At 69.0% G+C, this 12,024-nt stretch carries 13 protein-coding genes; 10 read left to right on the top strand and 3 right to left on the bottom strand.

Annotated features, from left to right (window positions below; translation table 11 throughout):
- The first annotated feature begins 109 nt into the window (after positions 1-109).
- From hrcA to AKH00_RS00120, 9 genes are all read left to right on the top strand, one after another.
- On the top strand, positions 110-1,141 hold the full coding sequence (gene hrcA, locus AKH00_RS00080; RefSeq protein ID WP_050720709.1) for a heat-inducible transcriptional repressor HrcA: 1,032 nt from the start codon (positions 110-112) through the stop codon (positions 1,139-1,141).
- Between the two features lie 37 nt (positions 1,142-1,178).
- Positions 1,179-2,294, top strand: a complete 1,116-nt coding sequence (gene dnaJ, locus AKH00_RS00085) for a molecular chaperone DnaJ (RefSeq protein WP_050720710.1) — start codon at positions 1,179-1,181, stop codon at positions 2,292-2,294.
- A gap of 13 nt (positions 2,295-2,307) precedes the next feature.
- On the top strand, positions 2,308-3,036 hold the full coding sequence (locus AKH00_RS00090) for a 16S rRNA (uracil(1498)-N(3))-methyltransferase (protein WP_050720711.1): 729 nt from the start codon (positions 2,308-2,310) through the stop codon (positions 3,034-3,036).
- A 44-nt stretch (positions 3,037-3,080) separates the two neighbouring features.
- A complete protein-coding gene (locus tag AKH00_RS00095) occupies positions 3,081-3,428 on the top strand; it encodes an HIT domain-containing protein (RefSeq protein WP_050720712.1) in 348 nt (115 codons plus the stop codon).
- A gap of 61 nt (positions 3,429-3,489) precedes the next feature.
- Positions 3,490-4,515 (top strand): PhoH family protein, encoded by a 1,026-nt coding sequence (locus AKH00_RS00100; RefSeq protein ID WP_082297447.1) that lies wholly within the window; start codon positions 3,490-3,492, stop codon positions 4,513-4,515.
- Between the two features lie 37 nt (positions 4,516-4,552).
- The gene (gene ybeY, locus AKH00_RS00105) at positions 4,553-5,011 is read left to right on the top strand and encodes an rRNA maturation RNase YbeY (protein WP_050720714.1); all 459 of its coding nucleotides are present in this window, start codon (positions 4,553-4,555) and stop codon (positions 5,009-5,011) included.
- Positions 5,008-6,300, top strand: coding sequence for a hemolysin family protein (locus AKH00_RS00110; protein ID WP_050720715.1), 1,293 nt, complete (start codon positions 5,008-5,010; stop codon positions 6,298-6,300). Before ybeY ends, AKH00_RS00110 begins: the two co-directional genes overlap by 4 nt.
- Positions 6,293-7,189 carry a GTPase Era gene (gene era, locus AKH00_RS00115; RefSeq protein ID WP_050720716.1) on the top strand — a complete coding sequence of 299 codons (897 nt, stop codon included), beginning with the start codon at positions 6,293-6,295 and terminating at the stop codon, positions 7,187-7,189. Before AKH00_RS00110 ends, era begins: the two co-directional genes overlap by 8 nt.
- A 4-nt stretch (positions 7,190-7,193) precedes the next feature.
- Complete coding sequence (locus AKH00_RS00120; RefSeq protein ID WP_050720717.1) at positions 7,194-8,132, top strand: quinone oxidoreductase family protein; 939 nt, start codon at positions 7,194-7,196, stop codon at positions 8,130-8,132.
- Between the two features lies 1 nt (position 8,133).
- Here AKH00_RS00120 and AKH00_RS00125 read toward each other — a convergent pair whose 3' ends face one another.
- Both AKH00_RS00125 and AKH00_RS00130 read right to left on the bottom strand, forming a co-directional pair.
- Complete coding sequence (locus AKH00_RS00125; RefSeq protein ID WP_050720718.1) at positions 8,134-8,499, bottom strand: bleomycin resistance protein; 366 nt, start codon at positions 8,497-8,499, stop codon at positions 8,134-8,136.
- 40 nt (positions 8,500-8,539) lie between these two features.
- Complete coding sequence (locus AKH00_RS00130; RefSeq protein ID WP_050720719.1) at positions 8,540-9,178, bottom strand: hypothetical protein; 639 nt, start codon at positions 9,176-9,178, stop codon at positions 8,540-8,542.
- Positions 9,179-9,373: 195 nt separating this feature from the next.
- On the opposite strand from AKH00_RS00130, the gene leuA reads away from it, so the two are divergent.
- Positions 9,374-11,128 carry a 2-isopropylmalate synthase gene (gene leuA, locus AKH00_RS00135; RefSeq protein WP_050720720.1) on the top strand — a complete coding sequence of 585 codons (1,755 nt, stop codon included), beginning with the start codon at positions 9,374-9,376 and terminating at the stop codon, positions 11,126-11,128.
- Between the two features lie 191 nt (positions 11,129-11,319).
- Here the strand turns inward: leuA and AKH00_RS00140 are convergent, their stop codons facing one another.
- Positions 11,320-12,015 carry a trimeric intracellular cation channel family protein gene (locus AKH00_RS00140; protein ID WP_050720721.1) on the bottom strand — a complete coding sequence of 232 codons (696 nt, stop codon included), beginning with the start codon at positions 12,013-12,015 and terminating at the stop codon, positions 11,320-11,322.
- Positions 12,016-12,024 lie beyond the last annotated feature (9 nt).

Genomic DNA, 12,024 nt, shown 5'->3' on the forward strand with positions numbered 1-12,024 from the left:
GAGGCGTTCCGCGCATCCGCTCCGAGGGCGGGTAGAATTGGCACTCGAAGCCGGTGAGTGCCAGACCAAGGGTGCCCCGGCACGACGAGTTCAGACGAGGGGAGAGGCGATGGTCAGCGAGCGAGGCCTCCAGGTGCTGCGCGCGATCGTGCAGGACTACGTGGAGACCCACGAGCCCGTCGGCAGCCGCTCCATCGTCGACCGCTACTCGTTCGGCGTGTCGGCTGCCACGATCCGCAACGACATGGCGCTGCTCGAGGACGAGGAGCTGATCGCGGCACCGCACACCTCTTCGGGGCGCGTGCCCACCGACAAGGGCTACCGCGTGTTCGTCGACCACCTCGCCCAGCTGCGCCCGCTCTCGGTGGCGCAGCGCTCGGCGATCGAGTCCTTCCTCACGGACCCCGCGGATCTCGACGACCTCATGGCCCGGACGGTCCGCGTGCTCACGCAGCTCACGGGTCAGGTCGCTCTCGCGCAGTACCCCTCTTTCGCCCGCGCGCAGCTCACCCACATCGAGCTCGTCGCCCTCGCCCCGAACCGCCTGCTGATCGTGCTCGTCACGGACGCCGGCGGCGTGTCGCAGCGCATGGCGCAGCTGCCGTCCGACATCGACGAGGCCGACATGGGGCTGCTCCGGGCGCGCCTCTCAGCCCTGCTCACCGGCCGGGCCGTGAGCGATGCGGCCGAGCGGGTCCGGGCACTGCTCGACGGCGACGACCACGCGAACGACGCGGTGCTGCGCACGCTCGCGACCGTGATCGTGGAGGAGCTCGGCACCTTCCGGCAGGAGCGCCTGGTGATGGCGGGCGCGGCGACGCTCGCACGTCGTGAGCACGACTTCCGCGGCAGCATCCATCCGCTCCTGGAGGCGATCGAGGAGCAGGTGACCCTCATCCGCCTCATGAGCGAGATGGAGACCGACGCGCACGGTCTCGCGGCGAGCATCGGCGCTGAGAACGCGTCGTTCGGTCTCGACGAGGCGTCGATCGTCGCGAGCAACTACGCCGCGCGCAGCGGTACGGCGCGCGTCGGGGTCATGGGGCCGACGCGCATGGACTATCCGAGCAACCTCGCGGCGGCACGGGCCGTGGCCCGCTACCTGTCGCGGATGCTCGACGAGGACGAGGTGTCCCGCTGACGCGGACGCCCAGAGAACACACGCAGAAGGGCCATTTGTGGCGGACCACTACGAGGTACTGGGCGTCTCCCGCGACGCCTCCACCGACGAGATCAAGAAGGCGTACCGGCGACTCGCCCGGCAGCTGCACCCGGATGTGAACCCGGGTGAGGAGGCTGCCGAGAAGTTCAAGCTCGTGACGCATGCCTACGACGTGCTGAGCGATGACGACTCGCGCCGCCGCTACGACATGGGCGGCGGTGACGGCGCGTCGGGCAACTTCCAGGGCTTCGGCGGCTTCGGGGACATCTTCGAGACGTTCTTCGGCGCGGCCCAGGGCGGCGGACGCGGGGCCAGGCCCCGGTCGCGACGGGAGCGCGGACAGGATGCTCTCGTGCGCGTCACGCTCGACCTCGGGGATGTCGTCTTCGGCGCGCACCGCGACATCGAGGTCGACACGGCCGTGCTGTGCGAGACCTGCAACGGCTCCTGCTGCCAGGAGGGCACCTCGCCCGTCACCTGCGACATCTGCGGCGGCTCCGGGCACGTCCAGCGCCAGGTGCGCAGCCTCCTCGGCAACGTCGTCACCTCGCAGCCGTGCGGCACGTGCGAGGGCTACGGCACGACCATCCCGTACCCGTGCGGCACGTGCGGCGGCCAGGGCCGTGTGCGATCGCGTCGCACCGTGTCGCTGGACATCCCCGCGGGGGTCGAGACGGGTCTTCGTCTGCAGCTCCCCGGATCGGGCGAGGTCGGCAAGGCGGGCGGCCCGAACGGCGACCTGTACGTCGAGGTCACGGTGAACCCGCATCCCGCGTTCAGCCGCGACGGCGACGACCTGCTCGCGACGCTCGAGGTCGCGATGACCGATGCGATCCTCGGCACTGAGACGAAGATCCAGGGGCTGGACGGCGAGGTCGACCTCGAGATCCGGGCGGGAGTGCAGTCCGGCGACGTGCTCACGATCAAGGGTCGGGGGATCACCCCGCTGCGCGGCACCCAGCGCGGCGACCTGCGGGTCGGCGTGCAGGTTCTGACGCCGACGAAGATCGACTCCGCGCAGCGCGCGCTGATCGAGGACTTCGCGAAGAAGACCAAGGCGCCGGCTCCGCAGCTCGCCCAGTTCCAGCAGGGACTGTTCTCGAAGCTCCGCGACCGGTTCCGCTCGCACTGACCCGAAGGACGCCGTGGCCCTGCATTTCCTCGTCGAGACGTCCTCGGACGCCGTCGCCGGCGACCTCGTGTCGCTGACCGGTGCCGAGGCCAAGCACGCTGCCGTCGTGCGTCGCCTCCGTGTCGGCGAAGCGGTCACCGTCGGCGACGGTTCCGGGGTCTGGCTGACCGCGACGGCGGAGCACGTGTCGCCGTCGCTCGTCGACGTCCGGGTGTCGGACAGGCGGGTCGACCCGGCGCCGAGTCCGCGGCTCGTGCTCGTTCAGGCCCTCGCGAAAGGCGACCGCGACGAGCTCGCCGTGCAGGCCGCGTGCGAGCTCGGCGTGGACGAGATCGTGCCCTGGCAGGCGAGCCGCAGCGTGTCGCGCTGGGAGGGCCCGAAAGCCGTCAAGGGGCGGGAGCGCTGGGCGACCATCGTCCGCGAGGCGGCCAAGCAGGCCCACCGGTCCTGGGTACCCGAGGTCGCGGCTCCGGCATCCACCAAGGATCTCGCTGCCCGCGCGGCCACGCAGCGCGTGCTGCTGCTCGATCCGACTGCTCCTGACCGGTTGTCCGCGCTCGTGCCGGACGGACGCGACATCGTGCTCGTCGTCGGCCCGGAGGGCGGGATCGCGGATGCCGAGATCGAGGCGCTCGTCGCGGCGGGAGCGGAGCGCGTCCTGCTGGGCGACACCGTTCTGCGGACCTCGACCGCCGGGCCCGCCGCCGTCGCCGTGCTCTCGACCGCGCTGGGGCGCTGGTGACGGCTCTCCCGGCCCGGTCGGTGGACGATCGGTAGACTGGCAGCATGTCCGAACCCTCGATCTTCACGCGCATCCTCGACGGCGTCATCCCGGGTGAGATCCTGCTGGACACCGGCCGGGTGTTCGCGATCCGGGACATCGATCCGCAGGCGCCGCTGCATGCGCTCGTGATCCCCAAGACCGCGGAGTACCGCGACGTCACGGAGCTCGCCGCCGGCGACCCCGGTCTCCTGGCCGAGATGGTCGCCGCCGCGAAGCAGCTCGCGACCGAGCACGCCAACGGCGAGTACCGCCTGATCTTCAACAACGGCGCGAGCGCCGCCCAATCCGTCTTCCACGTGCACGCCCATGTGCTCGGCAACATCGAGGAGAACAAGCTCGTTGGCTTCTGACCACGACAACACACCCACCGACGGCGACGTCACCGAGCGGTTCTATGCCGACGGCGTCGCGATGGTGCAGCTGCTCGGTCCGCAGGATCGCCTGCTCCGGATGCTCGAGAAGGAGCACCCGGACGTCCAGGTGCTCGTGCGCGGCAACGAGATCACGCTCAGCGGCGCGGCGGATGCCGTGGCGCGGGCGAAGAACCTCGTCGACGAGCTGCTCACCATGACGAAGGCCGGGCACGACCTCGCTCCGAGCGACGTGTCCAGCTCTGCGCGGATGCTGCGCGCCGACGGCGGACCGCGGCCGAGCGAGGTGCTCGGCGAGGCGATCCTGTCGACCCGCGGCAAGGTCATCCGACCCAAGACGCTCGGGCAGAAGGAGTACGTCGACGCGATCGAGGAGAACACGATCGTGTTCGGCATCGGTCCCGCCGGTACCGGAAAGACCTACCTTGCGATGGCCAAGGCCGTCCAGGCGCTGCAGCGCAAGGAGGTCACCCGGATCATCCTCACGCGGCCCGCCGTGGAGGCGGGGGAGCGTCTGGGGTTCCTCCCCGGCACGTTGACCGACAAGATCGACCCGTACCTGCGACCGCTGTACGACGCGCTGAACGAGATGATGGACCCCGAGATCGTGCCGCGCCTGATGGCCACCGGCACGATCGAGGTGGCACCGCTGGCGTACATGCGCGGTCGGACGCTCAACGACTCCTTCGTCGTGCTCGACGAGGCGCAGAACACGACGCCCGAGCAGATGAAGATGTTCCTGACGCGTCTGGGCTTCGGAACGCGCATGGTGGTCACCGGCGACATCACGCAGGTCGACCTGCCGCAGGGGGCGTCGGGCCTGCGACTCGTCACGCGCGTGCTCGACGGCATCGACGACATCCACTTCTCCCGTCTCACGAGCGACGACGTCGTGCGCCATTCGCTCGTCGGCCGCATCGTCGACGCGTACAGCGAGTACGACGAGCGCCGCACGGCGCAGCGGCACGAGCGGGAGCAGGCGGCCGAGTTCGCCAACCGCGCCGAGCGCCGTGGCGCTCAGCGACCCGGACCTCGAGACCGGATGCCGAAGCGAGGCCTCTCCTGATGAAACGACCCCAGGTCCTGATGAAACGAGCCCACTCATGATCGAGATCAACAACGAGTCGGTCATCGACGTCGACGAGACGGTGCTGCAGCGACTCACCGACTTCAACCTCGCCCAGCTCCATGTGAGCCCGGACGCCGAGGTGGCGATCGTGCTCGTCGACGAGGGCGCGATGGAGGCTCTGCACGTGCAGTGGATGGATGAGCCGGGACCCACCGACGTCCTGAGCTTCCCCATGGACGAGCTCCGCCCCGGCACGGAGGACCGGCCCACGGCACCGGGACTGCTCGGCGACATCGTGCTCTGCCCGCAGGTGGCCGAGACGCAGGCGCAGGCCGCAGGGCACACCCTGATGGACGAGCTGATCCTGCTCACGACCCACGGGCTGCTGCATCTCCTCGGCTTCGACCACGCCGAGCCCGACGAGGAGCGTGAGATGTTCGGCCTGCAGAAGGAGCTCATCCAAGGCTTCGCGGCGGCCGAACGTCGGCGATGACCGCGGGTCTCCTGCTGGCGGGCGCCGTCCTGCTGGTCGCCTTCGGCGGCCTCATGGCGGCGATCGACGCCGCTTTCGGCGTCACCTCGCGCTCCGACATCGAGGAGATGTCCGCAGAGGGCCGCAACGCGCCTCAGCTCGCCCGCATCGCCGCCGACCCCGACGCGCACGTCAACTCGGTCGCCTTCATCCGCGTGCTCGCCGAAGTCACGGCCGCCGTGCTCGTCACGGTCGCGTTCACGATCCTGATCGAGAACAACTGGCTCGCGATGCTCGCGGCCGCGGTGCTCATGACCGGAATCACCTTCGTGCTCGTGGGGGCGAGTCCGCGGTCCTTCGGACGTCACCATGCCGACGGCATCCTCCGGGCCAACGCGCCCGTCGTGCGCGGCCTGCGCATCATCCTCGGCCCGCTCGCGCAGGGGCTCGTCCTGCTCGGCAACAAGGTGACCCCCGGCACGGGCCGCAGCTCGTTCACATCCGAGGAGCAGCTGCTCAGCATGGTCGACGAGGCCGCATCGAACGACCTCATCGAGGCCGACGACCGCGACCTCATCCACTCGGTCTTCGACTTCACCGACCAGTTCGTGCGCGCGGTGATGGTGCCGCGCACCGAGCTGGTGACAGTCGACGCCACGGCGACGACGGACGAGGCGATGACGCTGTTCCTGCAGCGCGGGGTCTCGCGTATGCCGGTGGTCGACGACGAGGCCGACGACGTCGTGGGGGTGCTCTACCTCAAAGACCTGGTGCAGTTCGCGTACCGCGACGACAACGCCTGGCGCGCGGCATCCATCCGTCCGATCTCGAGGCCGGCGACCTTCGTGCCCGAGTCCATGCGCGCCGAGACGCTGCTGCAGCAGATGAAGCGCGACGCGGTGCACGTGTGCCTGGTCATCGACGAGCACGGCGGGATCTCGGGCCTGGTCACGCTCGAGGACCTCATCGAGGAGCTCGTGGGCGAGATCGCCGACGAGTACGATCAGGTCTCGACGGAGGTCGTCGAGCTCGGCGAGGGAAAATTCCGCGTCAGCTCGCGACTGTCGTTGGAGGACGTGGGGGACCTGTTCGGTCTCGAGCTCGAGGACGAGGACGTCGATTCGATCGGCGGGCTCCTCGGGAAGACCCTCGGCCAGGTGCCGCAGCCGGGGGCCACAGCCACTGTCCACGGCCTCGCCCTCACTGGAGGAGCGTCCCGAGGACGCGGACGAGGGATCGCGACGGTGTTCGTCGAGAGGGCGGCACCGGAGCAGACAGCAGACCACGACAGGGAGCGGAACGATGACTGAGAACACGCGGAGCGGCTTCGTGACCTTCGTCGGACGGCCGAACGTCGGCAAGTCCACCCTGACGAACGCCCTGGTCGGCGAGAAGATCGCCATCACGAGCGAGAAGCCGCAGACGACTCGTCGGGCGATCCGCGGGATCGTCAACCGCCCGGACGGTCAGCTCGTGATCGTCGACACCCCCGGGATCCACAAGCCGCGCACGCTGCTCGGCGAGCGTCTGAACGACCTGGTGGAGCAGGTGCTGGGCGACGTCGACGTGATCGGATTCTGCGTGCCCGCGACCGAGAAAGTCGGCCCCGGCGACCGACGGATCGCCGCGTCGCTCGACGGCTACCCCCGAGCGAAGAAGATCGCGATCGTGACGAAGACGGATGCCGCGTCGCGCGACGAGATCACGGAGCGCCTCATGGAAGCGGATGCGCTGCGCGAGGACTGGGCCGCGGTGATCCCGTTGTCCGCCCTGACCCGCGACCAGCTCGAGGTGCTCACGGACGAGATCCTCACGCTGATGCCGAAAGGCCCCGCTCTGTACCCGGACGACGTGAAGACCGACGAGTCCGTGGAGGACCGCATCGCCGAGATGATCCGCGAGGCGGCGCTGCACGGGGTGCGCGATGAGCTGCCGCACTCGATCGCCGTGGTCGTCGACGACATCGCCCCCCGCGAGGACAGCGACCTCACCGACGTGCACGCCTCGATCGTCGTCGAGCGCGACAGTCAGAAGGCGATCATCATCGGACACAAGGGCAGTCGCCTGCGCGACGTCGGAGCCCGAGCGCGTTCAGGCATCGAGGAGCTCCTCGGCACCCGCGTGTTCCTCGGACTCCACGTGAAGGTCGCGAAGGAGTGGCAGCGCGACCCCAAGCAGCTCGGGCGTCTGGGGTTCTGAACCGATGCGCGCGCGGCAGTGGATCGCACCCACCGAGGGAACGCCGGAGACCTGGCGACTCGTCGAAGTCGAGGTGCCGGATCCCGGTGTCGGCGAGATCACGGTGCGGGTCCGGGCCGCGGGGGTGAACCCTGCGGATGCCAAGCACGTCGCGAACTCTCGTCCGGGCGTGAGCTTTCCCGTCCCGATCGGCTACGAGATCTCCGGCGAGGTCGTCGCGGTCGGCCCCGACACGCGCATCGGTTCCGGCGACGTCGCGATCGGCGACGAGGTCCTCGCGTTCCGGGTGCAGGGCGGCTACGCGACCGCGCTGACGTTTCCCGCGGAGAAGGCGTTCCACAAGCCCGATGCGCTGAGCCACGCCGAAGCGGCGAACCTTCTGCTTGCCGGCACGACGGCAGCCGAGATGCTCGCGGTCACGGGTGCATCCTCGGGGGAGACGATCCTGCTGCACGGCGCCTCCGGAGCGGTCGGCGTGAGCGTGCTGCAGCAGGCGGCGCTGCGCGGCATCCGTGTGATCGGCACGGCCAGCGAGGAGCGAGCCGAGGTCGTGCGCGAGTACGGCGGCGTGCCGGTGCGCTACGGCGCGGGACTCGTCGAGCGTGTCGAGCAGATCGCGGGCGGGTCGATCGCCGCCGCTCTGGATGCTGTCGGCACGGATGAAGCGGTCGATGCGTCGCTCGCCCTTGTGGCGGATCGCCGACGTATCGTGACGATCGCCGCCTTCGGACGAGCGTCTGCCGACGGCATCCTCGCGATCGCCGGATCCATGCCCGACAGCGCGCGATTCCGCGACGGCATCCGCGGCGAGCTCGTGGAATCGGCCGCGCGCGGTGATCTCGTGGTGCCCATGGCGCGCACGTTCCCGCTGGAAGAGGCGCCCGCGGCGCTCGACCTCGTGCTCGGCGGGCATCCCGGCGGCAAGGTCGCGCTGATCCCCTGAACTACGGACCGTTCTCGATCAGGTTCAGCTGCGTCCCGTCGGGGTCGATGAGGAATCCTGCGCGCTGCCCCCAGGGCTGATCTCGTACGGGGTGCAGTCGGGGACGGCCCACGGTCTTCTCGGCGACCCCGGTCGCACTGATCTGCCGATACAGCTCGTCGACATCGTCGACACGCACACTGCACATGGCGTCGCTCTCCTCGGGCACGAGGTCCGGGAACTCGAAGAACTCCAGCACGAGTTCTCCCCGCCGCAGGATCAGCCACCCCTCGTCCCGGTATACCTGCGCGAACCCGAATCCGCCGTAGAAGGCGATCGTCACCTCGAAGTCACGGGACGGGAGATTCGGCACCGCGTGATCGGTCATGCCGGAAGCATAGTCAGCCGGCCCTCTGCTTCCGTACGCCTCAGTCGACCTCGCGCAGCGCGGAGGTGACGATCACGACGTCGTCCCCGTAGACGCTGTCGATGGCATCCTGCAGCGTGCCGTCGTCCCAGACGACCTGAGACCAGACATACCCGCGGTTGGTGAAGATCGCGGAGACCCTGTCGCCGAGTGCCGTCGAGAGCTCGTCCTGGATGCGAGTCAGGTCGTCTGCCGGCGTCGAACCATCCACACCGCCGGTCGGATCCTCGGGGGCGACAGGGTCGAACAGAGCGAGCATGATCGGCGGTTCCGTCACGGTGAGATGCTCTCCGTCGTACATGCCGTAGACGGCATAGAATCCCCATGTCGTGTCGCCGCTGCGCTCGTACCCGTCGACGCCGTCCCAGATCCAGCCGACGAGGGGGAGGCCCGCGCACTGCGGCGGATACGACTCCATGATGGCACCGTCGCACAACCGCGCCTCGCCCGCGTCGTCGATCACCATGCCCACGCCGATCACTCGTCCGTCGGGCGGAGCCACATCGACCTCTCCCAGGGTGGGCGTGGAGGTGCTCGTCGGTGCGGGTGACGAGCCGGGTCCGGTCGCGCACGCCGACAGGACGAGGAGACCTGCCGTCAGACCGGCGGCGAAAGACGTGCGACGCTGCAGGGTGCTCATGACAGAGAGTGTCGGAGCCCCGCCGATCGTCTCAGATCCGGTCGAACCGCTCCGAGCATCCTGCTACCATGGCCGCATGCCTTTCGGCGGTCTGCTTCTTCTTAGCTGCCGCGACGAGTCCTGAGAGCTAGGGCCTTCCTCGTCGCGGCGCTCGTGTTGGCCCGAACACATTCCTGACGAGAGAAGAAGCCCCTCATGAAGAACACTCAGCGCCCGTCGGCGATGCCGATCCACAAGTACCGGCCTTTCCACGAGCAGATCTCGGTGCACCTGCCCGACCGCACCTGGCCCGAGGCCCGCATCACCGAGGCTCCGCGCTGGTGCGCGGTCGACCTCCGCGACGGCAACCAGGCTCTCATCGACCCCATGTCTCCCGAGCGCAAGCGCGTCATGTTCGAGCTGCTCGTCAGCATGGGCTACAAGGAGATCGAGGTCGGGTTCCCGTCGGCGAGCCAGACCGACTTCGACTTCGTGCGCCAGCTCATCGAGGAGAACCTGATCCCCGACGACGTCACGATCCAGGTCCTGACCCAGGCGCGTGAGCACCTGATCGAGCGCACCTACGAGTCGATCGCCGGCGCGAAGCAGGCCATCGTGCACCTGTACAACTCGACGAGCGTCCTGCAGCGCGAGGTCGTCTTCCGCACCGACAAGCAGGGCATCATCGACATCGCGCTCGAGGGTGCCCGCCTGTGCCGGAAGTTCGAGAAGACCATCCCCGACACGCAGGTGTACTACGAGTACTCGCCGGAGAGCTACACCGGCACCGAGCTCGAGTTCGCTGTCGACATCTGCAACCAGGTGATCGAGGTCTTCGAGCCGACCCCCGACCGCAAGGTCATCATCAACCTGCCGGCCACGGTCGAGATGGCCTCACCGAACGTCTACGCCGACTCGATCGAGTGGATGAGCCGTCACCTGGCGCACCGAGAGAACGTCATCCTGTCGCTGCACCCGCACAACGACCGCGGCACCGCGATCGCGGCAGCCGAGCTGGGCTACATGGCGGGCGCCGACCGCATCGAGGGATGCCTGTTCGGCAACGGCGAGCGCACGGGAAACGTCGACCTCGTCGCGCTGGGCATCAACATGTTCACGCAGGGCATCGACCCGCAGATCGACTTCAGCGACATCGACCAGGTGAAGCGCACGGTCGAGTATTGCAACCAGCTGCCGGTGCCCGAGCGCAGTCCCTGGGCAGGAGACCTCGTCTTCACCGCGTTCAGCGGCTCGCACCAGGACGCGATCAAGAAGGGCTTCGAGGCCATGGCGGCCACGGCCGAGGCCAAGGGCGTCACGGTCGACGAGATCGAATGGGCCGTGCCGTACCTGCCCGTCGACCCGAAGGACCTCGGACGTTCGTACGAGGCCGTCATCCGCGTGAACTCGCAGTCGGGCAAGGGCGGGGTCGCCTACCTGCTGAAGGCCGACCACGCGATCGACCTCCCGCGCAAGCTGCAGATCGAATTCTCCGGCGTCGTGCAGGCGAAGACGGATGCCGAGGGCGGAGAGGTCACGAGCGAGCAGATCTGGTCGGTCTTCAACGACGAGTACCTGCCCGCCGACGACTCGGCCGCCAAGTGGGGTCGTTTCGAGCTGCTGGCGACGCAGACCCGCAGCGACATGTCGGGCGACGTGGTGCTCGACGTCACGCTGCGAGACGACGACGAGCAGGTGTCGGTCACGGGCAACGGAAACGGACCGATCGCCGCGTTCATCGAGGTGCTGCGCGCGCAGGGCTTCGACATCACGCTGTACGACTACGTCGAGCACGCCCTCAGCTCGGGCGGCGACGCGCAGGCCGCGGCGTACGTCGAACTGCAGATCGGCGACCAGCGCCTGTGGGGCGTCGGCATCGACGGCGACATCTCGACGGCCTCGCTCAAGGCGATCGTCTCGGGTGTGAACCGCTCGATCCGCACGCGTCAGCACGAGCTCGCCGCCGTCTGACGCCGACGCGAGGCAACGCCTGCGCTCGGCGACGACTCGCCAGACGCTGACGCCCCCGCTGCGCTACGAGGCCCCTGCCCAGTCACGCAACTGAGCAGGGGCCTCGTAGCGCAACAGGGGCGTCGACGGGGCGGCGGGCATCGACGAGTGCGATGCCGAGCAGTGGGGCGAGGCGCGGTTGGCGCTGCGCCTCAGTCGAGGCCGGGCTTGACGATCGGGATGACCCCGGTCTCGGCGGCGACCTTGCGGCGGTAGAGGCGGCGCTGCTCGGGGAGCGACACGTCGAAGCTCACGGCGAGCACGCGGATGACGGCCGTCACGGCGATCCCGAGCACTGCCGCGAGCGGAATCCCCATGCCGAGGGCGTGCGCGATCACGATGAACGCCGACCCACCCCCGGCGGCCACCGCGTAGAGCGACCCCACGTGCATGATGGCCGTCGGCAGGCCCATGAGCATGTCGCGCAGGACGCTGCCGCCGACAGCGGCGCACACGCCGATGAACACCGCCGGAACCTCGGGGATGCCGAGCGCGAGCGCCTTGCTCGTGCCGAAGGCGCCGAACATGCCGATCACGATCGCGTCGAGCCCGACGATCACCTTGTTCAACCGCGTGAAGAGTCCGGCGAGCAGCATCCCGAACAGCGCGGCGCCGGTCGCGGTGACGAGATACCACTGGTTCTGCAGCGTCGCCGGGGTCTGGCCGAGCAGGATGTCGCGGATGAGACCGCCACCCATCCCGATCATGATCCCGATGATCGCGACGCCCAGCCAGTCGAGGCGGCGCTGCCCCTGGAATCCCGAGGCGAACAGTGCGCCCTGGACCCCGCCGAGTCCCACGCCGAGGAGATCCGCCCAGAACGGAATGATGAAGAGCGGTTCGGTCACCCGTCCATT

The organism is Microbacterium sp. GCS4 (assembly GCF_001262495.1).
In the GTDB taxonomy this organism is placed as follows: domain Bacteria; phylum Actinomycetota; class Actinomycetes; order Actinomycetales; family Microbacteriaceae; genus Microbacterium.

Excerpts from the sequence above, each read along its gene's own strand:
- hrcA (WP_050720709.1), top strand. The coding sequence starts at position 110 with ATGGTCAGCGAGCGAGGCCTCCAGGTGCTGCGCGCGATCGTGCAGGAC.
- AKH00_RS00095 (WP_050720712.1), top strand. The coding sequence starts at position 3,081 with ATGTCCGAACCCTCGATCTTCACGCGCATCCTCGACGGCGTCATCCCG.
- AKH00_RS00100 (WP_082297447.1), top strand. The coding sequence starts at position 3,490 with ATGGTGCAGCTGCTCGGTCCGCAGGATCGCCTGCTCCGGATGCTCGAG.
- ybeY (WP_050720714.1), top strand. The coding sequence starts at position 4,553 with ATGATCGAGATCAACAACGAGTCGGTCATCGACGTCGACGAGACGGTG.
- AKH00_RS00110 (WP_050720715.1), top strand. The coding sequence starts at position 5,008 with ATGACCGCGGGTCTCCTGCTGGCGGGCGCCGTCCTGCTGGTCGCCTTC.
- era (WP_050720716.1), top strand. The coding sequence starts at position 6,293 with ATGACTGAGAACACGCGGAGCGGCTTCGTGACCTTCGTCGGACGGCCG.
- AKH00_RS00120 (WP_050720717.1), top strand. The coding sequence starts at position 7,194 with ATGCGCGCGCGGCAGTGGATCGCACCCACCGAGGGAACGCCGGAGACC.
- AKH00_RS00125 (WP_050720718.1), bottom strand. The coding sequence starts at position 8,499 with ATGACCGATCACGCGGTGCCGAATCTCCCGTCCCGTGACTTCGAGGTG.
- AKH00_RS00130 (WP_050720719.1), bottom strand. The coding sequence starts at position 9,178 with ATGAGCACCCTGCAGCGTCGCACGTCTTTCGCCGCCGGTCTGACGGCA.
- leuA (WP_050720720.1), top strand. The coding sequence starts at position 9,374 with ATGAAGAACACTCAGCGCCCGTCGGCGATGCCGATCCACAAGTACCGG.